Raw genomic sequence first — 25,152 nt, 5'->3', positions numbered from 1 at the left:
TGAAGAGGAGAGCACTATGTCGACGTTATCCGGATCGCTCCGCAGGCTCATTCTGGCGCCGTCGCTGCTCGACGTCACTTTCGGCGCGCGCGGTTTTCCCGTCACGCCGTCGCCCGCGACCCAGCGTCTGGAGGCCATTCCGCAGGCGGTCGTCTGCGGCTTCGAATGGGGAATCGACGCCCGCGACCAGTGGGAAGTCGAGCGCCGGCTCAGCATGGTGGACGAGGAACTGCGCGGTTTCGCGTATGAGGGCGCCACGATGGCCTTCACCGTCCTCGACGCGATGGGCGGCGGGCGCGGCCACCGCAGCCGCGACCTCCTGCTCGGTCCCGGACAGCCGCACATCTTCCTCACCTACATCGGCATCGGTTTCGCGATGGCGCGGCTGCCCCGGCCGCTGTGGAAGAAGGTGGTCCCCGACCTCAGCGGCTCGGCGTACTACCCGGCGATGACCTGGCTGGCGGTCGACGGGTACGGCTTCGACCGCGCCTACTTCGACACCCGGCGCTGGGTGGACGAGCAGCGGGTGCCGTCGCCGTACGCGTGGGAAGGCTCGCCGGACTACTTCCTCCGGGCGGTCGACCAGGGCATCGGCCGGGCGCTGTGGTTCATCCACGGCGGGCAGGTGCCCGACATCGCCGCCAACGTGGGAAGCTTCGCCGCCCACCGGCAGGCCGACCTCTGGAGCGGCGTCGGCCTGGCCGCGACCTTCGCCGGCGGGTGCGGGGCCGATGGGCTCGCCGTCCTGCGCCGCGAGGCCGGTGACCACCTGCCGGAGCTGGCCCAGGGCGTCGTCTTCGCGGCCAGGGCGCGGAGCTTCGCGGGCTTCGTGCCGGACCACACGGAGGTCGCCACCGCCGTCCTCGCGGGGCTGTCCGTCGAGGACGCCGTGGCCCTCGCCGACGACTCGGCCGTGGAGGCCGGCGACTCCGTTCCGGCGTACGAATTGTGGCGGCGAAATGTGAGCGCACATTTCATCGCGGCGGAGAACCGTATTCCGCGCTGACGTGGCGACGCGTTCGGCCCCCGCCACGTGCGGGATTTCCTCTCCGGTTCGAGATTTCTGTTCGGCATGCCCGGAAACGGCCCGCCGAGTGAGCACGCCCGGAGTGGACCGGAAGTAAACCCATATGGCTACATCAGAAGGAAGATTGCCCCAAGGATAAATAGCAACCTGGGGGAGGGAGAGGGAGATTGGCCAGCATTTTACGGTCACTGAGACGGCGAATTCTGACACCCGACGTCTCCGAGACGAGGCTTGCGAAACGCGGTTTCCACGTGAAGAGCCCGGAGTCCCGGGATTTGCTGGAGACGGTCGGCGAGATGTTTCTCACCGGTTATGCCTACGCCGCGGAGTCGCGCACGCCAGCCGAGGCCGAGGAGCGTCTGGAGGAGCTTCCGCGGCGATTTCGCGGATTCGCCTACGAGGGCGCGGGAATGGCGTTCGGCATCCTTGACGCCACGCCGCTCGCGAGGGGCGCCAAGGTCGCGGGCTTCCTCACCAGACCGGGCGGCGACGCCCAGATCTACATGATCTACGTCGGAGTCGGGTGGGCGATGGCCCGGCTGCCGCGGTTCCTGTGGTCCAAGATCCACGCCCCCGACCCTATGTTGCGGTGGCTCGCGCTCGACGGGTACGGCTTCCACCAGGCCTACTTCCGGACCGGCCAGTACGTGCACGGGCAGTTCCAGGAGGCCCGGTTCCCGTGGCCGCTGGACGCGCCCGCCGGGTACGCCAACCGGGTCATCGACCAGGGCATCGGACGGGCCATGTGGTTCGTCGGGGGCACCGACGCCGACGTCGTGGCCACCATGATCGAGAAGTTCCCCGAGCACCGGCGGGCCGACCTGTACGCCGGCGCGGGGCTGGCCGCCACCTACGCCTGCGGCGCGGACGAGGCGGAGCTGCTGGCCTTCCAGGAGCGGGCCGGCGCCTACCGTCCCCAGCTCGCGCAGGGCTCCGCGTTCGCGGCCGAGGCCCGGGTCCGTCCCGACCTCGTCGTGCCCGCCACCGAGACCGCCACGCGGGTGCTCTGCGGCACGACCCCGTGGCAGGCGGCCCGCATCAGCAACGAGTCCCGCCCCGACCTGCCGATCCACGGGGAAGTCCCCGATGTGCCGGCCTACGAGGTGTGGCGGCGGCGCATCGCCGACCAGTTTGTCTCTCTTGGAGGTGTTAGCCCGTGACTGGGACCCTTGGCTGGCTGCGGAGGCAGCTACCGGGAATCGTCGCTCTCGTGCTGGTCACGAGCGTCTTCTTGATCGCCCGACTGCCTTCCTACTCCGCGGCCCAGACGGCCACCATGGCGAGCAAGTTCTCGTTCAAACCGCTGTCCGTCGCTCTGCCGGGCGGATACGCGCAGCATTCGATCCGCCAGGTCAACAAGGACTACACGCACATCGACGCCTGGATCTCCTCGGTCGGCGCGGCGATCGCGATGAACGACCTCGACGGTGACGGGCTGTCCAACGACCTGTGCCTCGTCGACACGCGCACCGACCAGGTCGTGGTCACACCCACGCCCGGCGCGCGCTCCGGCAGGTACGCCCCGTTCGCGCTGAGCCCCGGCGCGCTGCCGGTGAACGACCACATGGCGCCCATGGGCTGCGTCCCCGGCGACTACAACGAGGACGGCCGCCTCGACCTGCTCGTCTACATGTGGGGCCGCACGCCGATCATCTACCTGGCCAAGCCGGGCGCGGCCAAGCTCGGCGCGGACGCCTACCAGCCGACCGAGCTGGTGCCGGGGAAGAACTCCACGAACGGCAGGTACACCGGCCCGCAGTGGAACACCAACGCGGCCACCGTGGCGGACTTCGACGGTGACGGGCACGACGACATCTTCATCGGCAACTACTTCGAGGACGGCCCGGTGCTCGACCCCACGGTCAGCGGCGGCGTGCACATGAACCACTCGATGTCGGACGCCCAGAACGGCGGCGAGGACTACTTCTTCCGCTGGACGGGAGCCACCACGGGCGCGCAGCCCACGGCCACCTACGAGAAGCTCGACAACGTCCTGCCCAAGTTCGCGTCGAAGGGCTGGGAGCTCGCCGCCGCGTCCAACGACCTGGACGGCGACCTGCTGCCGGAGCTCTACCTCGCCAACGACTTCGGCCCCGACCGGATGTTCTACAACCGGTCCACGCCGGGGCACATCAAGCTCTCGCTTGTCGAGGGCGTGCGCCTGCCGATGGTTCCCAAGTCGAAGCGCATCGGCCATGACTCCTTCAAGGGCATGGGCGTGGACTTCGGCGACCTGAACCACGACGGCATCTACGACATGTTCGTCAGCAACATCACCACCTCGTGGGGCATCGAAGAGAGCAACTTCCAGTTCGTCTCCACGGCGAAGAGCCAGGCCGATCTGCGTGCGAACCTGCGCGACGGCGTGGCGCCGTGGCAGGACAAGAGCGGTCCGGCGGGCACCGCCTGGTCGGGCTGGGGCTGGGACGTCAAGATCGAGGACTTCAACAACGGCGGCGAGCTGTCGATCGCCCAGGCGACCGGGTTCATCAAGGGCCAGACCGACCGCTGGCCGCAGTTGCAGGAGCTGGCCACGGCCAACGACGAGCTGCTGCAGAACCCGTTCTGGTGGCCGAACGCGCAGCTGGGTGACGACATCGGCGGAAACCAGACCCTGCACTTCTTCGTCAAGGGTCCCACGGGCCGCTACATCGACCTGGCCCCCGAGCTCGGCCTCGCCGTACCGGTGCCGACGCGGGGCATCGCGACCGGCGACGCCGACGGTGACGGCCTGCTGGACTTCGCCGTCGCCCGGCAGTGGGGCGAGCCGATCTTCTACCAGAACCAGAGCCCGCCCACCGGCGCCTTCCTCGGGCTGCGGCTCACCCACGACGCCACGCCGGTCGCCGGCACGCTTCCCGCAGCCGGCTCGCCGGTCACCGGCGCGCAGGTCTGCGTGATGACCCATGACGGGCGCAAGTTCATCGCCCGCGTGGACGGCAGCAGCGGCCACTCCGGCAGGCGGACCACCGACGTGCACATCGGCCTCGGCCCGAACGTCACCGGACCGCTGATGGTGAACCTGCGCTGGCGCGACCGCACCGGACAGATCCACAACCAGGACCTTGAGCTGGCCCCTGGCTGGCACTCGCTCAAGCTCGGCCAGCAGGCCAAGGAGAAGTGATCGACATGGCTGAGAAAACCGCTGGCGCGCCTCCGCGTCATGACCCGAAAGTGATCATCGCGCTGCGCAACTTCGCGATCTCGATTTCGGTCTTCAACATCATCGGCTACCTCCTCCTCGGGTTCGAGCAGCCGTGGACGTGGCCGTTCATCGCCCTCGCGACCGGCTACAGCGTGGAGATCGGGCTGGAGTACATCGGGGCCAAGGTGGAGGGCCGCACGCCGCGCTACGCGGGCAACGGGATCCGCGGCCTGCGGGAATTCCTCTACCCGGCGCACATCACCAGCCTCGCCATGAACATGCTGACCTACGTCAACGACCAGGTCTTCGTGATGGTCTTCGGAGTGGTCGTCGCGGTCGGCGCCAAGTGGGTGCTGCGGACCCCGGTGAAGGGCCGGCTGCGCCACTTCATGAACCCGTCGAACTTCGGCATCGCGGTGATCCTGCTGATCTTCCCCTGGGCCAGCATCGCGCCGCCGTACCACTTCACCGAGAGCCCGGACGGGTGGGTGGACTGGCTGATCCCCGGCCTCATCATCATCGGCGGCACGATGATCAACGGCAAGCTCACGGGCCGGATGCCGCTGATCATGGGCTGGGTGGGCTTCTTCGCCCTGCAGGCGATCCTGCGTGGCCTCTTCTTCGGCACCTCGATCTCCGCGGCCCTCGGGATGATGACCGGCGTCGCGTTCGTGCTGTTCACCAACTACATGGTCACCGACCCCGGCACGAGCCCGTCCAAGCCGATGTCCCAGGTGGCCTTCGGCGGCGGCGTCGCCCTGGTGTACGGCCTGCTGACGGCGGTGCACATCGCCTATGCGATCTTCTTCGCCACGGCCATCGTCTGTGCCATCCGGGGCGTGTTCTTCTGGGCGCTGCACTTCGTCAACAAGGCGCGCGAGCAGCGCGAGGCCCAGGAGCTTCGCGCGGTCGCCGACGCGCCCGTGCAGGTCCCGGCCGCGGGTAAGGAGGTCGCGGCCGCATGACCAGGATCGCGATCGTCGGCATGGCGTGCCGCTATCCGGATGCCGCGTCGCCGAGAGAGCTCTGGGAGAACGCTCTCGCCGGTCGCCGCGCCTTCCGCAGGCTGCCCGATGTGCGGATGCGGCTGGAAGACTACTGGGACGCCGACCCGGCCACCCCGGACCGCTTCTACGCCCGCACCGCCGCGGTCATCGAGGGCTACGAGTTCGACCGGATCGGCTACCGGATCGCCGGCAGCACCTACCGCTCGACCGACCTCACGCACTGGCTCGCGCTCGACATGGCGGGCCTGGCACTGGCCGACGCGGGCTTCCCCGGGGCGGAGGGCCTGCCCCGTGAGCGCACGGGCGTGGTCGTGGGTAACACCCTCACCGGGGAGTTCACCAGGGCCAACGTCATGCGCCTGCGCTGGCCGTACGTGCGCAGGACGGTCGCGGCGGTCCTCAAGGAGCAGGGGGGCTGGGACGATGACCGGCTGGCCGCCTTCCTCGAGGACCTGGAAGCCACCTACAAGAACCCGTTCCCGCCGATCGACGAGGACACCCTCGCGGGGGGCCTGTCCAACACGATCGCGGGACGGATCTGCAACCACTTCGACCTCAACGGCGGCGGCTACACGGTCGACGGCGCCTGCTCCTCCTCGCTGCTGTCGGTGACGACGGCGTGCAAGGCACTCATCGACGGCGACATCGACGTCGCCATCGCCGGTGGGGTGGACCTGTCGATCGACCCGTTCGAGATCGTGGGCTTCGCGAAGACCGGGGCCCTGGCCAAGAGCGAGATGCGGCTCTACGACCGCCGGTCCAACGGCTTCTGGCCGGGCGAGGGCTGCGGGATGGTCGTGCTGATGCGCGAGGCCGACGCGCTGGAGGCCAGGCGCCGGGTCTACGCCACCATCGCCGGTTGGGGCATCTCCTCCGACGGCAAGGGCGGCATGACGAGGCCCGAGGTCAGCGGCTACAAGCTGGCGCTGCGGCGGGCCTACGAGCGGGCGGGTTTCGGCATCGAGACCGTCGAGCTGTTCGAAGGCCACGGCACCGGCACGGCCGTCGGCGACGCCACCGAGCTCACGGCGCTGTCGGAGGCCAGGGCGGAGGCCGGTCCCGGGGCCGCTCCGGCGGCGGTCACCTCCATCAAGGGGATGATCGGGCACGCCAAGGCGGCGGCCGGGGTCGCGGGCCTGATCAAGGCCGCGATGGCGGTGCACGAGCAGGTGCTGCCCCCCGCCATCGGCTGCGTCGAGCCCCACGACATCCTGGCCGAGGAGTCGGCGCCGCTGCGCGTGCTGCGGAGGGCCGAGCCGTGGCCGGCCGGCGCTCCGGTCCGCGCCGGCATCACGGCCATGGGCTTCGGCGGCATCAACACGCACGTCGTGCTGGAGAAGAGCGGTCCGCGCCGTCGCGTGCCGCTCTCGACCCGCACGCGGACGCTCGCCTCGTCGCCGCAGGACGTGGAGCTGCTCCTGGTGGACGCCGCCTCCCCGGAGGAGCTGCGCGAACGGCTCACCCAGATCGCCGGGTTCGTGGCGCGGGTGTCGTACGCCCAGCTCGCCGATCTCGCCGCCACGCTGCAGCGGGAGTCGCGCGACCTGCCGTGCCGGGCCGCCGTGGTGGTCTCCTCGCCCGAGGACGCCGAACGGCAGATCCAGCGTGTGCTGGACGCCCTCGACGCGGGCGAGACGAGCCTCTTCACGCCGGACGGCCGGGCCTTCCTGGGCCACGCGGACGGCCCGGCCCGGGTGGGCTTCCTCTTCCCGGGGCAGGGGTCGGGCCGCGGCACCAGCGGCGGCGCGCTGCGGCGGCGCTTCGCCGAGGCCGATGAGATCTACGCCAGGGCGGCGCTGCCGACCACGGGCGACATGGTGGCGACGGCGGTGGCCCAGCCCCGCATCGTCACCGGCTCGATGGCCGGTCTGCGGGTTCTGTCCCTGCTCGGCGTCGACGCGGACGTCGCGGTCGGCCACAGCCTGGGCGAGATCTCCGCGCTGCACTGGGCGGGCGCGCTGGAGGAGGAGACCCTGCTCCGCGTGGCCACCGTGCGGGGCGAGGCCATGACGGAGCACAGCGCGTCGGGCACGATGGCCGGCGTCCGGGCGGCCCCCGACGCCGTGCTCGACCTGATCGGCGACCTGCCCGTCGTGATCGCCGGATACAACGGCCCGAGCCAGACCGTGGTCGCCGGCCCCGTGGACGCCGTCGAGGCGGTCGGGCGCAGGGCCGCCGACGCGGGCCTGACCTGGACCAGGCTGGCGGTCTCGCACGCCTTCCACTCGCCGCTGGTGGCCCCGGCGGCCGAGGCGCTCGGCGCGTACCTGGAGATAGAGGAGCTCGGGCCGATCGAGCGGCAGGTGGTCTCCACGGTCACCGGGGAGGTGCTGCCGCCGGACACCGACATCGCCGCGCTGCTGCGCCGCCAGATCACCGACCCCGTGCTGTTCACCCAGGCGGTGGAGCGGGCGGCCAAGGACATCGACCTGTTCATCGAGGTCGGCCCCGGCCGGGTGCTCAGCGGGCTGGCGGCGGATGTGACCGATGTGCCCGCGGTCCCGCTGGACACCGACGCCGAGTCGCTGACCGGGCTGCTGCGCGCGGTGGGCGCCGCCTATGTCGTCGGCGTCCCCGTCGTGCACGAGGAGCTGTTCCAGGGCCGGCTGGTCCGGCCGCTGGAGGTGGGCGCGGAGTTCTCCTTCTTCGCCAGCCCCGCCGAGCAGGCGCCGGAGGTGCGGCTCCCCGGCGCCACGCGAGCCCTCCAGGCTCCGGCACGGCCGGAGCCGGTGGGCGCGCCGCAGCCGGACGGGCAGCCCGTGTCCGGGGAACAGGAGTCGACCATCGACCTGCTGCGCCGCCTGGCGGCCGAGCGCGCCGAGCTTCCTCTGGAGATGGTGACCGAGGACAGCAGGCCGCTCGACGAGCTGCACCTGAGCTCGGTCACCGTCATGCACATCGTCGACCAGGCGACCCAGGCGCTGGGCGTCCCCGCGGCCAGGTCTCCCACGAACCTCGCCACGGCCAGCCTCCGCGAGCTGGGCGAGGCGCTCGACCGGCTGGCCGTGGAGCCCCAGGAGGCCGTGTCGAAGGGGGTGGCCGGCGCGGCTCCGTGGGCCAGGCCGTTCGCCGTGGACCTCGACGAGCTGCCGCTGCCGGAGCGGACGGCGGCGCGGGAGAGCGGGCACTGGCAGGTCTTCGCTGCCTCGGACTCCCGGATCGCCGAGCCGCTGCGCCTGGCACTCGAACAGGGGAAGGTCGGGTCCGGTGTGCTGGTGTGCCTACCGCCGGAGTGCGGGGAGGAGCATCTGGAGCAGGCGCTCCTCGGCGCCAAGACGGCGGCGGCAAGTGCGCCGGGGACGCGGTTCGTCCTGGTCCAGCACGGCCGGGGCGCCGCCGGGCTCGCCAAGACGCTCCAGCTCGAAGCTCCGCAGCTCCGGGTCACCATCGTGCACGTACCGCCCACGCCGGAGGCGGTCGGCTGGGTGACAGCCGAGGTGGCCGCCACCACGGCCTACGCCGAGGCGTACTACGACGCGGCCGGCGTGCGGCGGGTGCCCACGATGCGGGCGCTGCCGGTACGGCCCGCCCGGACCGAGCAGCCGCTGGACGGCACCGACGTGCTGCTGGTGACCGGCGGCGGCAAGGGCATCACCGCCGAGTGCGCGCTGGCGGTGGCAGTGGACAGCGGAGCCAGGCTCGCCGTGCTGGGCCGTTCCGACCCGGCGGGCGACGAGGAACTCGCCGCCAACCTGCGGCGAATGGCGGACTCCGGCATCGAGGTTCGCTACGCCAGGGCCGACGTCACCGACCCGGAGCAGGTGCGGCGCGGGATCGCGGAGCTGGAGGCGGCCCTCGGGCCCGTCACCGCGCTCCTGCACGGCGCCGGACGCAACGAGCCCGCCGGCCTGACGAGCCTCGACATGGCCGCCTTCCGCCGGACGTTCGCCCCCAAGGTGGACGGCCTGCGGAACGTGCTCGACGCGATCGATCCCGGCAGGCTGCGCCTGCTGGTGACCTTCGGCAGCATCATCGGCCGGGCCGGACTGCACGGCGAGGCGCACTACGCGACCGCGAACGAGTGGCTGGCCGGCCTCACGCGGGAGGTGGCCGAGCGGCATCCCGGCTGCCGTGCCGTGTGCATGGAGTGGTCGGTCTGGTCGGACGTGGGCATGGGGGAGCGGCTGTCGGTCATCGACGGGCTGACCCGCCAGGGCATCACGCCGATCTCCCCGGAGCAGGGCGTGCGGATCATGCGGCGGCTGGTGGCCGACCCGGACGTTCCGGGCGTCGTGGTGATCAGCGGGCGCACCGAGGGCATCGACACGGTCCGGTACGACCTGCCGGCGCTGCCGCTGCTGCGCTTCGTCGGCAAGCCGCTCGTCCGCTACCACGGCGTGGAGCTGGTCACCGAGGTCGAGGTCAACGCGGGAACCGACCTCTACCTGGCCGACCACTACCTCGACGGCAACCTCCTCTTCCCCGCCGTGTTCGGCATGGAGGCCATGGCCCAGGTCGCCTTCGCGGCCACCGGGCGGGAGGCGACGCCGGTCATCGAGGACGCGGAGTTCCTGCGGCCGATCATCGTGCCGCCGGACGGCAGCACCACGCTCCGGGTGGCCGCCACGGTCACCGACGACGACACGCTGGCGGTGACCATCCGGAGCGCGGAGACGGGCTTCGACGTGGACCACTTCCGGGCGCGGCTGTCGTACACCGGCGAAGCGGCCCCGGAAGGGCCGCCCGATCAGGTGGGAGAGGGGCTGCCCCCGGTGGCGCTGGATCCGGCCGCCGAGATGTACGGGGACGTGCTGTTCCAGGGCAAGCGGTTCCAGCGGCTGCGCCGCTACCACCGCGCCGCGGCCCGGCACGTCGACGCGGACGTGGCGGCGGTCGACGCGTGGGACTGGTTCGCCGCGTTCCTGCCCGGCCACTTACTGCTCGGCGACCCCGGCATGCGGGACGCGCTCATGCACGGCAACCAGGTCTGCGTGCCGGACGCCACGCTGCTCCCGACCGGGATCGAGCGGGTCCACGCGGGTGGAGCGGCCCTCGCCCCGGCGGGGGAGCTGCGCTACTGCGCCACCGAGCGCAGTCGCGACGGCGACACCTACGTCTACGACATCGCGGTGCGCACGCACGCGGGCGATGTCGTCGAGCGGTGGGACGGCCTGCGGCTCCAGGCCGTGCGGAAGAAGGACGGGCGCGGCCCCTGGGTGGCCCCGCTCCTCGGCTCCTACGTCGAGCGGACGCTGGAGGACCTGACCGGCACGCGGGTGGCGGTCGTCGTCGAGCCGGTCGTCGAACCTCACGAGGCCCGGGATCAGGCGGCGGCTGTGAGCCTGGGGCGGGCCTTCGGCCACGCGGTGGAGGTCCGGTACGGTCCGGGCGGCGAACCGGAGGTCGACGGCGAGCGGGCGGTCTCGGTGGCGCACGCCGCCGGCGTGACCCTGTGCGTCGCGGGCCCGGGCACCCTCGGCTGCGACGTCGCCCGGGTGACCACACGGTCGGCGGAGGAGTGGAAGGGCCTGCTCGGTCCGCACGCGCCGCTCGCCGACCTGGTGGCGGGGGAGCTGGGCGAGGGGCCGGACACCTCCGGCGCGCGGGTCCTGTCCGCGGCCGAGTGCCTGCGGCGGGCCGGTCTCGCGCCGAGCGCGCCGCTCACGCTGACTCCGGGCAGGCGTGACGCGTGGGCGGTCTTCGTCTCCGGCGGCCTCCGGATCGCGACGCTCGTCACCACTGTGCGGGGCGTCGCGGACCCCGTCGTCGTCGCGGTGCTCACGGAAGGAGGGGCATAGGCCATGAGCAAGTACTTCGAATACCTGCACACGGTCGGGTTCGAGGAGACGAACATCGTCGGCAACGTCTACTACGTCAACTACCTGCGGTGGCAGGGGCGCTGCCGGGAGATGTTCCTCAAGGAGCGGGCGCCGGAGGTGCTCGCCGATCTGCAGGACGACCTGAAGCTCTTCACGCTCAAGGTCGAATGCGAGTTCTTCGCGGAGATCACGGCCTTCGACGAGCTCTCCATCAGGATGCGCCTGGGCGAGCTCGCGCAGACCCAGCTCGAGTTCAGCTTCGACTACGTACGGCTGGACGCGGGCGAGCGGGAGACCCTCGTCGCCCGCGGCAAGCAGCGGGTGGCCTGCATGCGCGGGCCGAACACCCGCACATCCCCCGCGAGGGTCCCCGAGTCGCTGGTCAGGGCGCTCGAACCGTACGCGCCCTAGGCGCGGATCCAGGAGGTCAGCGTGCAAGTCGAGCAATCTACGGCGTCCTGCCAGGTGACGGACCCGAAAGCGCTGCGGCGGGCGTTCGGGGCGTTCGCCACCGGCGTCACCGTGGTGACGACCGGCGGTCCGGTCCCCCATGCCATGACCGCCAACTCCTTCACCTCGGTCTCGCTCGACCCGCCGCTCGTGCTGGTCTGCATCGATCGGGGTGCGGTGATGCACCAGTGCCTCAGCATGACCGGCTCGTTCGGCGTGTCGGTGCTGGCGGCTCACCAGGAGAACGAGGCGCGGCACTTCGCCAACCGCTACCGGGCGCTCGGCGCGGCGCAGTTCGAGAACGTCGCGTGGCTGCCCGGCGAGCTCACGGCCGTGCCCCTCATCGCGGGCGCGGTCGCGCGCTTCGAGTGCGAGGTGTGGCGCTCCTACGAGGGCGGCGATCACACGATCTTCATCGGGAAGGTCCTGTCCATCTATCAGCAGACCGACCGCGACGGCCTGCTCGTCTACCGGGGCAAGTTCCGGGAGATCACGGATCTGAGGGAGCTGTCGGCGTGAGCCTCAACACCGAACGACCGCCGGCGGCCACATCACCGGCCCGGGGCGGCACCCACGTGGTGCCGCCCGGGCCTCCGATCACGGCCGCGCCCAGGCTGTTCAAGCAACTCGTGACCGATCGGATCGGGATGCTGTCGTCGGCCGCGTCCCGGTACGGCGACGCCGTACGGCTGGCCATCGGCCCGAAGGCGATCTACCTGTTCAACCACCCCGACCACGCCAAGCACGTGCTGGCCGACAACAGCGCCGCCTACCACAAGGGCATCGGGCTCGCCGAGGCCCGGAGGGTCATCGGCGACGGGCTGCTGACGAGTGAGGGCGAGCTGTGGCGCAGGCAGCGCAGGACGATCCAGCCGTCGTTCCAGAACAAGCGGCTCGCCCGTCAGGACGTCGTCATCGCGGAGGAGGCCGTCCGCCTGGTGGACCGCCTGCGGGCGCACGCGGGCGGGCCGCCGGTCGACGTGGCCGGCGAGATGACCGGGCTCGCCCTCGGCGTCCTGGGCCGCACTCTGCTCGACGCCGACCTCGGAGCCTTCACCTCGATCGGGCACTCCTTCGAGGAGATCCAGGACCAGGCGATGTTCGAGATGGTGTCGCTGAGCATGGTGCCGCTGTGGCTGCCGCTGCCCATGCACCTGCGCTTCCGCCGGGCCCGCAGGGAGCTGTACCGGGTCGCCGACCGGCTCGTGGCGGAACGGGGCACGGGCTCCGCCGACGGCGACGACCTGCTGTCCCGGTTGCTGGCCTCGACGCGGGAGGAGGCCGATCCCCGGGCCGCCCGCCAGCTGACGCGTGAGGAGATCGTCACGCTGCTGCTCGCGGGGCACGAGACGACGGCCAGCACGCTGTCGTGGGCCTTCCACCTCATCGACCTGCATCCGGATGTGGGGGAGCGGCTGCGCGCGGAGGCCGTCGAGGTGCTGGGCGACCGGCCGCCGGTCTACGAGGACCTCCACCGGCTCACGTACACGGCGATGGTCGTCGAGGAGGTCCTGCGGCTCTACCCGCCGGTGTGGGCCCTGACCCGGGTGGCCCAGCGGGACGACGAGGTCGGCGGCTACCACGTGCCGGCCGGGGCGGACGTCATGATCAGCCCGTACACGCTGCACCGGCATCCCGCCTTCTGGGACGAACCCGATCGGTTCGATCCGGAGCGGTTCGACCCCGGCCGCCCGTCCGGCCGGCCGCGCTATGCCTACATCCCGTTCGGCGCGGGGCCCCGGTTCTGCGTCGGCAACCACCTCGGCATGATGGAGGCGACGTTCGTCGTCGCCATGGTGTGCCGCGAGCTGCGGCTGACCGGCGTTCCCGGCTACCGGGTGACCCCCGAGGCCATGCTGTCCCTCAGGGTCCGCGGCGGCCTGCCGATGACCGTGAGCCTCGCCTGAGCCGTCTTCGGAAAACACCCGGAACAGATGTCGGAAGCGCCGCGGGCGGTGATGGAATCACCGCCCGCGGCGCTTCTCGTGCCGGGGCTCAGCAGGCGCCCACAGCCGCGCCCACAGGGGCGCCCACAGTGGTGTCCGCGAAGTGCTGCGAGTCCTGCGAGGACAGGAGATCGCGCAGCGCCAGCAGCACCGGAGGGTCGAGCGGCCGCATCGGCTTGAGCTGGATGTCGGCGAGATGCGGCCCGCCCCCCGACCCGACCGTGATGGGCCCGGAACGCGCGATGCAGAGCGCCTCGTCGTCGCCGGGCGGGTAGTGGATGGCGTCCTCCCGGCCGGCGGCGATCGACTGCGCGATCAGGTGCCAGCGGCCCTCCGGCACGTTCGCCAGGACGTACGGCCCGGGCCTGCTGAGCAGCGTGAAGCTGGCGGGCCGGCCCTCCAGGATCTGGTCGGGGAACAGGCCCGCGAAGACCGGCCGGTCCTCCATCGGAGAGGTGATGTCACCCCTGATCGTCACCGTCGAGCCCCCCGATAAGTCGTGGCGGCCGTCGGTGAGGATCTGCGGCGTGACGCTCATGAGCTGCCGATACCTGCTCGGAGAGAGCCCCACGCTGCTGGTGAACCGCGAGCTGAAGGTGCCGACACTGGAGTAGCCGACCTGATGGCTGATGTTCGTGACGCTCAGCGGTGTCGAGGCCAGCAGCCGTTTGGCCTCGCGGAGCCGTACCGCTGACAGGAAGCGCCCAGGTGAAAGCCCCGTGACCCGCTGGAAGACGCGGGAGAAGTGGAACTTGCTGAACATCGCCGTGCGCGCCATGTCGTCGATGGTGATCTGTTCGCCGAGGTTCTCGTGCATGCTGTCGATGACTCGCAGGACAGCTCGCTCGATTACGTCGTCCATTACTCCTCCCGGATAGTGGAGGCGTCGGCCGAGCAATCCTGAATAAAACTGGGCGCGACAAATGCGCCAGTATTACTCCTGGATTGCGACGTTCCCCTGATCGCCCTGGTCGGCGTCTGTTCCGAGGAGCCACGTGGCGTTTTCCGGACAGCTGTTCATCCGGACATTTGCCGCGTTTCCTGACTCTCTCGGTAATTACACGCGGCGAGATGCTGTGGGCGCTGCACGGCGCCGCGAGTTTCTCCGAGAACTTGTTTGAGTAATTGACCGGTGACATCATGTGGCCGCATTGTTCCGGGCGTTTACGCGATCGGACGCCGAAGCCCTACGGGCGCCTGGGGCGCCGGCCGGGCAGATGCTGGGTGAACAGCACGTCTCCTGCAGCGGAACGCGGGATCCACGTGGCGGCCCGGTGCCCCGGAAAGGCGACGTAGCGGTCGCTTATCGCGGGCGGCCTTCCCCTGTGGGTCTGCGAGCCTGTCATTTGGCGAGCGTATTCGCGGCCCGGTCTCTGAGCAGCAGATCCGCGCCCAAATAGGGGTTCACAGGGCCCGGGTAAGGGGGGGCGTGCGGCGTGTAGGGGTTGTGAAGGCACATTTGCGCGCAAATTCTGAGGTGGCTGGCAAGGCACATCGACGTCGATACGTCGCTTCGGGGGTCCGGCCCCGTCACGCTGGAATCCGGTCAGCTTCTTGGAGTGTGAGCAGATGGCTGAGGCATGCCGCGATGAGTTCGCGCGCTTCGTCAAGGAGGTCAGGCCGGCGCTGCGGCGCACCGCATTCCAACTCTCCGACGACTGGTACGAGGCGGACGACCTCGTGCAACGGACCCTGATGGCCATCCACAGGCACTGGGACACCATCGAGGAGCGCGACAAGATCGCCGCGTATGCGCGCACGATCATGACGCGGCTGCTCATCAGCGACCGCCGATCGCTCCGCTGGTCCCGCGAGATCCTCAACGACCTGCCGCCCGAGCCCGAGCCGACACCCGATCCGTACGCCCTGCTGGGCGATCGGATGGTCCTGATGGACGCGCTGGCCGGCCTCGCGCCGCGGCAGCGCGCCGCGGTCATCCTCCGCTACTGGGAGGACCGCAGCGTCGAGGAGACGGCCCGCGCGATGGGCAGCCGTTCCTCGACCGTGCGGAGCCAGACCGTCCGCGCCCTCGCCACGCTCAGGTCGGCGCTTGAGGCGGAAGGTGACGGCAATGCAGAAGATGCACCAGACGAGCAGATATCCGGACCATGTGGAGAGCCGGAGCTCAACTAGGTAGGGGAACGCCTATGCGCGCGCCAAGCCCACAGCAGCAGGCCAGGACGATGACCCTCGAGGCGTTCGCGGACACGATCATCCCTGGTGAGAAGCGGTATCCGGAGGACAGGGCCGTCGCGGGCGCGGCTCCGGGAGGCGGCGCGGTCGAGGCCGGGGCCATCGAGTTGCTGGAGTGGGACGCGACGGGGCTGACCGGCGGGCTGGACGACTTCGCCCGCGCGCTGGACGCCCACGCGCTGGCCTACGCGGCCCAGCACGGGCTGGCGCTCGACGAGTCGGTGCCCCCGTTCGTCGCCCTGCCGTTCGAGGACCGGGGGGCCCTGGTGGGGGTGCTCACCGCGCCCGGCCACCCGGAGAAGGAGCTGTGGATCAGCCTGGCGCTGTTCAGCAACATGGCCTACGACTCGGCCGCCCACATGCACACCAGGGACGCGATCGCCGCGGGCCACCCCGGGCTGACCGCGATGGGCATCACCACGCCCGACCCGGACGGCCTGTGGCGGTTCCCCGCATACACGTACGGCCGCGCGCTGGCCGACCTCCATCCGGACACGACCCCCTCAGGGAGCCCCGCATGACGAGCACGGAGCGCACCGACGTCCTCGTGGTCGGAACCGGTTTCGGCGGCGCGATCGCGGCCTACCACCTCGCCGCCGGCGGCGCGCGGGTCGTGATGCTCGAACGCGGGCCGTGGCTCACCGGCACCGACTTCGAGCACGACTACAAGCTGGGGTCGTCGTACACGCGGATCTTCGACTTCGTCGTGGGCGACGGCATGAGCACGCTCGGCGGCAACTGCGTGGGCGGCGGCAGCGTCGTCTACTTCGCCGCCATGCCGCGCGCGCCGCGGTTCGTGTTCGAGCGCCGCGGCAGCATCGCCCGGCGCATGTGGCCGTCCGCCATCACCCGCGACACCCTCGACCCGTGGTACGACCGGGTGGCCGAGTCGATCCCGATCACCCACCAGGGCTGGGAGGACGTGTCGTACGCCGGAGGGCTGTGGGCCGCGGCCTGCCGCCACGCCGGCCGCACGGCGAACCCGGTCCCCGCCGCCGTGGACAACGGCAAGTGCGTCAACTGCAACTGGATGATGGCCGGCTGCCGCTTCGACGCGAAGCAGTCGCTCCTCTTCAACTACCTGCCGGCGGCACTCGCGCATGGGGCGGAGATCAGGCCACTGCACGAGGTGCAGAGCATCTCCAGGACCGACGACGGCCACTACCGCGTAAACTACAAGCTGGTCCACGACGAGGACTACCGGCTGACGACCGGAGACGGCGCGATCGAGGCCAAGATCATCGTGCTCGCGGCCGGAGCCGCGGCCACGCCCGTGATCCTGCAGCGCAGCGAGGCGACGCTCGGCCCGATGCCGCACGCCGTGGGCCGTTACTTCTCCGGCAACGGGGAGCGGCTCAACACCGCCGTCCTCAACGAGGACCGCGTCCGGGACCTGCTCGGCCTGGAGCGCGGCGACGGACTGGCCTACGCCGCCAACCAGATCGGCAAGGGGCCGACCGTGGCCAACTGGGACCGGCTGGACGGCTCGCTGCCCGAATACACCCGCTACTCGCTGGAGCAGCTGTACTTCCCGCCGGGCCTCGGCACCATCCTGGCGACGGCCGCCGGCGGATCGGGGCCGGGGTGGTACGGGGTCGGGAAGAAGGAGATGCTGAAGCGCTGGAAGTCGTGGCTGATCATCTTCCAGATGATCGAGGACGACAACGAGGGCGTCTTCGGCCCGCCCCCAGAGCGCGGCAACGCCGACCGGCTCTCGCAGCAGATGCTCGGCATCGGCAGGCTGCAGTATCGCCCGACCGCCAACACGCGCAAGGCGTGGGCGATGGCGGACGCCGAGGTGAAGGACATCCTCGAACGCGACGGGCTCGCCACGGTGACCCCCTGGACCAACGACCTCGTCGGCGCGTACACCGTCCACCCCCTGGCGTCCTGCCGCATCGGCGACGACCCGCACACCTCCGCCCTCGACGACCGGCACGAGCTCAGGGGCCACCCCGGGATCTTCGTCACCGACGGCTCCGCCGTACCGGGGGCGCTGACGGTGAACCCCGCGATGACCATCTGCGCGCTCGCCGAGCGGGCCGTCCCCGGCATCGTCAGGGCCGCGCGGGAGCGCGGCGTCGAGGTCACGTACGGCGCGCCGGCGCCGGGCGGCGGCACCAGCGGCCGGCGTGGGACGGCCCCTTTGGTGCCGGCCCTCATGCGGAAGTAGGGGGGAGCGGCCATGGGCGGGACGCTGCTCACGAGGGCGACGCTGCGAAACTCGCTGACCCAGGTCCGCCACGTCTCGCCAGTGCGGCCGGACGCCGCCGGGGGCCTGGTCGCGAAGGTCTATGACCAGGTGGAACGGGACTTCGGCATGCTCGCCCCGCCCATGATCCTGCACTCGCCCGCTCCGGAGACCCTCGCGGCCTCCTGGCTGATGCTGCGCGAGTCGCTGCTCGCCGCGGGCTCGGTCACCAGGGCGGTCAGAGAGGTCGTGGCCACCACGGTCTCGATCGGCAACGCCTGCCCGTACTGCGTGGACGTTCACAGGGAGACGCTGCGCGGGCTGTCGCGAGGAGCCCACGCGAGCGAGATCGCCGAGGGCCGCTTCGAGGCCATCCCCGATCCCGGCGTCCGGCGGACCGCCGAATGGGCGCGCGCCGCCGCGAACCGGGACACGGCCGTACGGCAGGCCCTTCCGGCGCCGCCCGGGCAGGTCGGGGAGCTGGTCGCGGTGGCGGTCACCTTCCACTACCTCAACCGCATGGTGAACGTGTTCCTGGACGACTCCCCGCTGCCGCCCAAGGTCCCGGCCGCCGTCCGCGGCCCCGCCCTGCGGCTGCTCGGCCTCCTCATGCGGCCCGCCGCGCGCCGGGCCGTGACACCCGGCGCATCCCTCGACCTGCTGCCCGCCGCGCTGCTGCCCGGCGACATGTCCTGGGCCGGGGCGGGGGCACGGACGGGGGCGGGGGCAGAGGAGAGCGGCGCGCACATCGCCGGAGCCTTCGCGCGGGCGGCCGCCGCGATCGAGGCGGCGGGCCGCCGTTCGGTGCCGGACCCGGTGAGAGAGCTGGTCGTCGCCGAGCTTTCCGCGTGGAGCGGGCGCCCGGTCGGCCCGAGCCGTGGCTGGGCCACCGACGCGGTGTCCGTCCTGCCGGCGGCGCAGCGCCCCGCGGGCCGCCTCGCCCTGCTGACCGCGCTGGCGTCCTATCAGGTCGACCGGTCCGTCGTCGACGACTTCCGCGGGGCCGAGCCGGGCGACCGGGCCCTGGTCGAGCTGACCGCGTGGGCGAGCCTTGCCGCGGCGCGCGAGGTGGGGAGCTGGTCACGGGTCCCCGTCGCCCGGCCGAGCCGGGCATCGACGCACGAAGACAACCCGCTTGCCAATGAGAGGAAGAGAACGTGACCGAGCTGGAGGCTGTGCTCAAGGACCTGACCACGGACGGCGACCAGATCGACCGCCTGGTGGCCGGTCTCGACGCGGAGCAGTGGAATCTCCCCACTCCCGCACCCGGCTGGACGATTCGCCACCAGATCGCCCATCTCGCCTTCATCTTCCGCCTCGCCGCGACCGCGGCCACGGACGCGGAGGCGTTCAAGGCCCTGACCGCCGGGGCGCAGAGCAACTTCGACGGCGCGGTGAACGCCGCGCTGAAGGACTACGAGAACGACACGACCGAGGTGCTGCTGGCCCGCTGGCGGGCCGAGCGGGAGACCGTGGTCAAGGGACTCGCCGCCGTCCCCCCTGGCGAGGTGGTGCCCTGGCTGGTCAACCCGCTGCCGCCCATCGTGCTCGCCTGCGCCGGGATCATGGAGCAGTTCGCCCACGGGCAGGACATCGCCGACGCGCTCGGGGTGGAGCTGGAGCGGACCGACCGGCTCAAGCACCTGGTCGTCTTCGCGATCCTCACCCGCGACTTCGGTTACCTGTCCCGTGGCCTCACCCCGCCGGCCACCGAGTTCCGCTTCGAGATCACCGGCCCGTCGGGAGAGGTCTGGGCATTCGGCCCGGAGGACGGTGAGCAGCGGGTGTCCGGCCCCGCCGAGGATTTCTGCCTCCTGGTGACCAGGCGCCGCCACCGTGACGATCTCGCGGTCACGGCCACGGGCGCCGAGGCCGACCACTGGCTGGACATCGCCCAGGCCTACCGGGGTCCCGCCGGTGCGGGCCGTACTCCCGGACAGTTCGCCACCGCCGGCCGATGACCCGAGGGCCCCGGCGGCGCGCTTCCCCCAGACGCGCCGCCGGGGTTCTCGCTCTACCAAGGTGAGATGCTCATCACCGGCTGGTGGAGGAGAGGTGGCCGGGGGTGACGTCCGTACCTGGGCGGATCTCGGCGATCTCGGCGCCGAGGGCGTCGACGGCCGACACGAGCTGCGCGTCCGACAGGTACGGCGCGGGCCCGACGCGCAGATAGTCGCCTCTGCTGTCGGCCAGGACCCCACGGGCGGCCAGGCCGTCCCGCAGGCGCCCGGCGTACGGCGTGCGGAGCGCGAGGAAGCCACCGAAGTCGCCGAGGGAGCCGCGGCGGTCGCGGGTGATCAGGTCTTCCGGGGCGTCGAGGGCGTCGAACAGTCTGGCCAGCAGGCCGACCTGGCGCAGCGACACCTGGCGCAGGAACTCCGGGGTCAGGCCGTGCTCGGAGAAGAACCCGAAGACGCGGGCTGCGCGGTAGTGGCTTGCCGGGTCGTACGTGGACCCCGCGAAACGGGCCTCGCCGGTCGGGTAGCGCACCTCACCGTCGTGCCGTTCGGCGGCCAGCTCGGCGAACTCGGAGAACCAGCCGGTGATGACCGGCCGCAGCAGCGCGGCGTGCGCGGGGATCCGGAGAAAGCAGTTGCCCTCGCCGAGCTGGAGGTACTTGTACCCGCCGCCGACGACCCAGGCCGGCTCGACCTCCGCCGTCGAGAACGGCACGACGCCCAGGGCGTGGTAGGCGTCGATGAGCAGCTCCGTGCCCCGCCGCCGGCAGGCTCCGGCGAGCGCGCCGAGCCCCGGGACGATCCTCGCGGTCTCGAACAGCACCGCCGACACCAGGACGGCGGCCGTACGGTCGTCGACGGCCGCGGTCAGCCGTTCGGCCAGCGTGCCGGCGGGCTCGGCGGGAACCCGCACGAGCTCGACGCCCTCCTCGGCCAGGCGGCCGAGCTGCCGCCGCAGCGTGTGGAACTCCCCGTCGGAGGTGACCAGCCGGGGACGGGTCCGCAGGTCGAGAGCGGACAGGAACCGCAGCACGAGCTCGTGCGTGTTGGCGCCCAGGGCCAGCTCGGCCGCCGGGTCGCCGAGGAACCGGCGGAAACCCGCTCTGACCTCGTCGGCCTTCGCCAGGGCGCGGCCCCACTTGTCGTCCACGTCGCGGGCGGCGTCGTGGAACGCCTCGACCTGGCCCTCCAGCGCGACGTCCGGCCAGGCCTGGTGGGAGTGGCCGGTCAGCAGGAGACGCCGCGACACCTGGAACATCGAGTAGTGCGGCGCGAGCCACGCCGACTGGTCGTTCATGACCGGCTCCGGACGGCCCACAGATCGGGGAACATGGGCGTGGCCAGCGTCCGGAAGAGGTAGGACGCCCCGGAGGAGCCGCCGGTGCCGGTCTTGTGGCCGATGATCCGCTCGACCATCTTGCCGTGCCGGTAGCGCCATTCCTGGAGCCGCTGGTCGAGGTCGATCAGACCCTCGCAGACCTGCGCGGCCACGCCGTCCTCGAGGTGCACCTCCAGCAGCGCGTCCTGCACCTCGGCGGAGGGCTCCAGGGGGAGCGACACGTCCCGGTACAGCACGGCCACGGGCACCGGGTAGCCCTGGAACGCCAGATATTGGAGGAAGGAGTCGAAGAGGGAGGGCCGGTTCATCGCGGCCTCGATCCGGCCACGCTCCGCGCCGCCCTCCTTGTAACGGTCCAGCACTGCGCGGTCGCGCCGCCCCAGCACCGTCTCGACCTCGCGGAACTGCGCGGACTGGAAGCCGCTCGCCGTCCCGAGGCAGCCGCGGAACGCGGCGAACTGCGCCGGTGTCAGCGTCTCCATGACGTCGATCTGGGAGATCACCACCTTCAGCACGGCCAGCGACCGGCGCAGGGAGTGCAGCGCGCCCGCGGTGTCCCCGGTGGACAGGCGCCGCTGCAGGTCGGCGAACTCGTGCAGCAGCAGCTTGAACCACAACTCGTGCACCTGGTGGATGACGATGAACATCATCTCGTCGTGCGCGCCGGAGAGCGGCCGCTGGGTCGTCAGCACCTCGTCGAGCGCCAGATAGGAGGAGTACGTCAAGTCGGCCGGGGGGTCGGCCACCGGGGTCTCGTCAACCCCCACGGCGGAGCGCGCGCCCACGTCGGCTGAGCGGGGCCCGCGGTCGGCGGCGAGCGACGCGCGGTACGCGGGAATCGCGTCGCCTGCGAACAGGGAGACGCCGGCGGAATCCAGGGGACACGTAGTCGAGTTCTTCATACGCCTGACCTCTTGTTCTGCGAAGGTGTCATCGCGATTTCCTTGTGCTTCCTCCCACACGTCAACTGTGCGGGTGGCCCGTTCCCGGAGCCAGGCGTTCATCGGGCAGCAAGTTGCGTGCGCGTAACCGCTTCCTGCCAGCCCGCCGGACCGGCTGCTTCCGCGGGATATTCACGATTCACCGTCGGTCCGGTCCTCCAGGGCGCGGCGGTCCACCTTTCCCGACGCGGTGTGCGGCAGCTCGGCCACGAAACGCACGTCACGCGGATATTTCTGCGGCGCCAGCCGGGATTTCACGTACGCCTGCAATTCCTCGGCGGCGACCTGGCCGGAGGCCACGACGTAGGCCCGCGGCCGGGTCAGCCCGTTCACCTCGTAGCCGACGACCGCGCATTCGACCACGGCCGGATGTCCCATCAGGCAGTTCTCGATCTCGGCGGGCGCGACCCAGACGCCGCCGACCTTCAGCAGGTCGTCGGCCCGGCCGTGGTAACGGAAGAAGCCGTCCGCGTCCCTGCTGAACAGGTCGCCGGACCGCACGGTGTGCTCCGCGACGAACGTCTCGGCCGACTTCTCGGGCTCCCGCCAATACTCCAGCGCCACCGTCTCGCCGGTGATCTCCAGCCTGCCGATCTCGCCGTCCGGTACGGACCGTCCCTGCCCGTCCACCACGCGCGCCCGGTAGCCGGGCACCACCTGCCCCAGGGTGCCGGGGCGGACGTGGCCCGGCCGGTTGGACACGTAGATGTGGTACGCCTCGGAGGAGCCGATGCCGTCGACGACCTCGACGCCGAAGGTGTCCGTCCACTTGCGGTGCAGCTCCTCGGGGAGCGACTCGCCCGCCGAGGTGCACAGCCGGAGCGAGCTCAGGTCCTGCCTGTGGGCGTCGGGATGGGCCACCATCGCGCTCATCATGGTCGGCACGTTGACGAGGATCGTCGGCCGGTGCTCCGCGATCAGCTCGAAGATCCGGTCGGCGGTGCTGCGCTCGGGGAAGACGATGCCCGCCGCGCCCACGCCGAAGGGGAACAGCGCGGTCAGGTCGCGGGCGTAGCCGAAGAACAGTTTGGGCACCGGCAGCACGATGTCGTCGGGCCGGAAGTCCAGGACGCCCCTGGCGTACCACTCGAAGCTGAGCTCAGGGCTGCGGGCGGCCAGCACGCACGCCCGGGGGGCGCCGGTGCTGCCGGTGGTGAACTTCCAGATCGCCACGTCGTCGCGGGTCGTCGGCGCCGGCTCCAGGTCGCCGGACTGCCGGCCGACGAGGGTCTCGAAGTGGTGCTCGCCCTCCCGCAGGTCGCGCCGTGGCACCCCGGCGACCAGGAGATCGCGGATCCCGGCCGCGCGCAGCTTGTCCACGGCCACCGCGTCGGTCACGACGACGGCCGGCGTCGCGTAGTCGGCGAAGTACCGGTAGTGCTTCGGCTGGAGGTAGGTGTAGACCTCGGCCGTGACGGCCCCGATCTTCTGCGCGCCGTACCACGTGGCGACGAACTCGACGCCGTCGCTCAACGCGATCAGCACCCGGTCGCCGCGCCGTACGCCCAGCGCGCGGAGCGCGTTGCCCACCCGGTTGGCGAGCGTGCGCAACTCGGCGAAGGTGACGTGACCGGCGGCGGTGATCAGAGCGGTCCGGTCGCCGGGGTTCCGGTCGAGAAATCGCTCGGCGATGTTGAATCGCGGTTCGTCGTCGCGATCGCGTTTATCGGGATTGGTCGGCAGATTAGCCTGCAGGGTGGCGGAGATTTCCATTTCCTACATCGCCTCCGTGAGCGAATGGCGTGTTCTCCCGCTGCCCACGGTGCATGCCGTACAGGCCGCGGGCCAGGCATATCGGGGGCAGCGAAATGGCGCGCGTGACAGGTTTCCCGCAATCGGACGTTCCATCGTCCAACGCAACCGGCTGAATGCCTTCTTGTGGATTGCCGAATAGGCGCTTTCACGTTGACTGCCCCCTTCCCGCGCGTGCTCTACTGGTCATGTGCCGGCATCCTGGGCTTTTCACGGTCCCGATCGGATGCCGGCCGGCGGGGAAGCTCGGCCCGCGGCCTGTTGTGTCAGGACCTTCCGCGGCGACATGCGGCCGCGGTGCCGATGCCCTCACGCCGGGCCTTGACAGGTCACGCTCAGCGAGGAGGGATCGATGGCACCCACGTTTCCAGGCTCTCGGTTGGCGGTGGAGGCGTTGGGAGAGGTCGCCGAGTGCCTCGACGGCACGGTGCACCTCGCGTACGCGCAGACCTCGGCACTGTTCTCAGGGGCTGAACCCGGGGTCGCCATCGTCGCCGCCGGTTTCTCTCCTCATGAGGCCCATGCGAGGGCACGCCGGCGGGCGTGGGCTCTGGACCTGCTGCACCGGCTTCCGCACGAAGGGGCCGGGCCGCTCGACGCCGCCGCTCAGGAGCTCTCCCTGACGGATTTCGTGCCCGACCTCATTCCGGGCTTGCCGCCGGGCTTACTGCCGGGCCTGCTGCCCGGCGCGGTCGATGCCGGCCGTCCGGTGGTCACGGGGACCGGCCTGCTCACCGGCAGGCCGTACGCGCTGCCGATCGAGGTCGTGTGGGCGGGTGACCGCGACTGCCCGGTCGAGCCGACCACGGTCGGCGTGGTGGACAAGGACGTCCCGGCGGCGGTCGCCGAGCTGCTCGCCCACGACGTGCTCTCCCGCTGGTGGGCGGCCCCGGGCCTCCCGCTCACGCGCCTCTCCACCCACCTCGACCAGTTGCTTCCCCCCGGGGTCGCCTCGGCGGCGTCCGGCCTGGGTCTGGGCGTCTCGGCGTTCCTGCTGCCCGCCTCTGACGGCCGGATCGCCCTCGCCCTCGTCGGCGTCGCCGGTGACGGCGCCGCCATCGCCACCGCCGCCGCCCCCACGGCCGGCGAGGCGGTCGGCCAGGCATTCCTACGCGCGATGGCGGCCCGGGCGCAGCCGTGGAGCACGCTCGCCGCGGCGGACTCCCTGCGCCGCTTCGCGGTCTGGCACCGCGAGGCCGACTACGTGACCTATCTGGAGCGGTGGGCCGTCGACGCCGATCCGCGCGCTCTTGACGCCGGCGAGGCGGGTGCGGCGGAGCTGACCACGCCGGACTGGGCCGCCATCGCCCGCCGCCGGTTCGGACACGAGCCCGTCGTCGTCGAGGCGGGGACGTCTCACGAGGCCGTCAAGGTGGTGTGCCCGGGGGCCGCCTGCTACGGGGCGTCTCCTTCCGGTGCGACATTGCCCTGCCCAGTTCTCTGA

The 25,152-nt window shown here is 71.3% G+C and carries 18 protein-coding genes; 14 read left to right on the top strand and 4 right to left on the bottom strand.

Annotated elements, in window-relative coordinates:
- The first annotated feature begins 16 nt into the window (after positions 1-16).
- From N5079_RS23755 to N5079_RS23720, 8 genes are all read left to right on the top strand, one after another.
- Positions 17-1,006, top strand: a complete 990-nt coding sequence (locus N5079_RS23755; RefSeq protein ID WP_261586204.1) for a DUF1702 family protein — start codon at positions 17-19, stop codon at positions 1,004-1,006.
- 188 nt (positions 1,007-1,194) lie between these two features.
- The gene (locus N5079_RS23750; protein WP_261586203.1) at positions 1,195-2,187 is read left to right on the top strand and encodes a DUF1702 family protein; all 993 of its coding nucleotides are present in this window, start codon (positions 1,195-1,197) and stop codon (positions 2,185-2,187) included.
- Positions 2,184-4,151 (top strand): CRTAC1 family protein, encoded by a 1,968-nt coding sequence (locus N5079_RS23745; RefSeq protein ID WP_261586202.1) that lies wholly within the window; start codon positions 2,184-2,186, stop codon positions 4,149-4,151. Before N5079_RS23750 ends, N5079_RS23745 begins: the two co-directional genes overlap by 4 nt.
- Before the next feature lie 5 nt (positions 4,152-4,156).
- Entirely contained in the window at positions 4,157-5,137 is a 981-nt protein-coding gene (locus N5079_RS23740) for an enediyne biosynthesis protein (RefSeq protein WP_261586201.1), read from the top strand.
- Entirely contained in the window at positions 5,134-10,917 is a 5,784-nt protein-coding gene (locus N5079_RS23735; RefSeq protein WP_261586200.1) for a type I polyketide synthase, read from the top strand. Before N5079_RS23740 ends, N5079_RS23735 begins: the two co-directional genes overlap by 4 nt.
- Before the next feature lie 3 nt (positions 10,918-10,920).
- On the top strand, positions 10,921-11,349 hold the full coding sequence (locus N5079_RS23730) for an acyl-CoA thioesterase (RefSeq protein ID WP_261586199.1): 429 nt from the start codon (positions 10,921-10,923) through the stop codon (positions 11,347-11,349).
- Positions 11,350-11,370: 21 nt separating this feature from the next.
- Positions 11,371-11,907 carry a flavin reductase family protein gene (locus N5079_RS23725; protein WP_261586198.1) on the top strand — a complete coding sequence of 179 codons (537 nt, stop codon included), beginning with the start codon at positions 11,371-11,373 and terminating at the stop codon, positions 11,905-11,907.
- Entirely contained in the window at positions 11,904-13,295 is a 1,392-nt protein-coding gene (locus N5079_RS23720) for a cytochrome P450 (RefSeq protein WP_261586197.1), read from the top strand. The genes N5079_RS23725 and N5079_RS23720 overlap by 4 nt, the downstream gene beginning before the upstream one ends.
- Positions 13,296-13,383: 88 nt before the next feature.
- On the opposite strand, the gene N5079_RS23715 is transcribed toward N5079_RS23720, so the two are convergent.
- Complete coding sequence (locus tag N5079_RS23715) at positions 13,384-14,196, bottom strand: helix-turn-helix domain-containing protein (protein WP_261586196.1); 813 nt, start codon at positions 14,194-14,196, stop codon at positions 13,384-13,386.
- A gap of 707 nt (positions 14,197-14,903) precedes the next feature.
- Between N5079_RS23715 and N5079_RS23710 the strand changes: the two genes are divergently transcribed.
- Genes N5079_RS23710 through N5079_RS23690 form a run of 5 tightly spaced genes read left to right on the top strand, consistent with a single transcriptional unit; the run spans position 14,904 to position 19,679 of the window.
- Positions 14,904-15,467: a SigE family RNA polymerase sigma factor gene (locus tag N5079_RS23710; protein WP_261586195.1), complete on the top strand. Its 564-nt coding sequence runs from the start codon at positions 14,904-14,906 to the stop codon at positions 15,465-15,467.
- A gap of 14 nt (positions 15,468-15,481) precedes the next feature.
- Positions 15,482-16,048, top strand: a complete 567-nt coding sequence (locus N5079_RS23705; protein ID WP_261586194.1) for a DUF5987 family protein — start codon at positions 15,482-15,484, stop codon at positions 16,046-16,048.
- Positions 16,045-17,700 carry a GMC family oxidoreductase N-terminal domain-containing protein gene (locus N5079_RS23700; RefSeq protein ID WP_261586193.1) on the top strand — a complete coding sequence of 552 codons (1,656 nt, stop codon included), beginning with the start codon at positions 16,045-16,047 and terminating at the stop codon, positions 17,698-17,700. The genes N5079_RS23705 and N5079_RS23700 overlap by 4 nt, the downstream gene beginning before the upstream one ends.
- Before the next feature lie 12 nt (positions 17,701-17,712).
- Entirely contained in the window at positions 17,713-18,879 is a 1,167-nt protein-coding gene (locus N5079_RS23695; protein WP_261586192.1) for a carboxymuconolactone decarboxylase family protein, read from the top strand.
- The gene (locus N5079_RS23690) at positions 18,876-19,679 is read left to right on the top strand and encodes a TIGR03084 family metal-binding protein (RefSeq protein ID WP_261586191.1); all 804 of its coding nucleotides are present in this window, start codon (positions 18,876-18,878) and stop codon (positions 19,677-19,679) included. Before N5079_RS23695 ends, N5079_RS23690 begins: the two co-directional genes overlap by 4 nt.
- Before the next feature lie 73 nt (positions 19,680-19,752).
- On the opposite strand, the gene N5079_RS23685 is transcribed toward N5079_RS23690, so the two are convergent.
- The 3 genes from N5079_RS23685 to N5079_RS23675 form a co-directional block, all read right to left on the bottom strand.
- Complete coding sequence (locus N5079_RS23685; RefSeq protein ID WP_261586190.1) at positions 19,753-20,973, bottom strand: kynureninase; 1,221 nt, start codon at positions 20,971-20,973, stop codon at positions 19,753-19,755.
- Positions 20,970-21,917 carry a tryptophan 2,3-dioxygenase gene (locus N5079_RS23680; protein ID WP_261586189.1) on the bottom strand — a complete coding sequence of 316 codons (948 nt, stop codon included), beginning with the start codon at positions 21,915-21,917 and terminating at the stop codon, positions 20,970-20,972. The genes N5079_RS23685 and N5079_RS23680 overlap by 4 nt, the downstream gene beginning before the upstream one ends.
- 171 nt (positions 21,918-22,088) lie before the next feature.
- On the bottom strand, positions 22,089-23,669 hold the full coding sequence (locus tag N5079_RS23675) for a benzoate-CoA ligase family protein (protein WP_261586188.1): 1,581 nt from the start codon (positions 23,667-23,669) through the stop codon (positions 22,089-22,091).
- 391 nt (positions 23,670-24,060) lie between these two features.
- Here N5079_RS23675 and N5079_RS23670 point away from each other — a divergent pair, with 391 nt between their 5' ends.
- A complete protein-coding gene (locus N5079_RS23670) occupies positions 24,061-25,152 on the top strand; it encodes a hypothetical protein (RefSeq protein ID WP_261586187.1) in 1,092 nt (363 codons plus the stop codon).

The organism is Planotetraspora sp. A-T 1434 (genome assembly GCF_025420585.1).
Classification (GTDB): domain Bacteria; phylum Actinomycetota; class Actinomycetes; order Streptosporangiales; family Streptosporangiaceae; genus JAOEGB01.
This window is presented reverse-complemented; position numbering and strand designations above follow the sequence as displayed.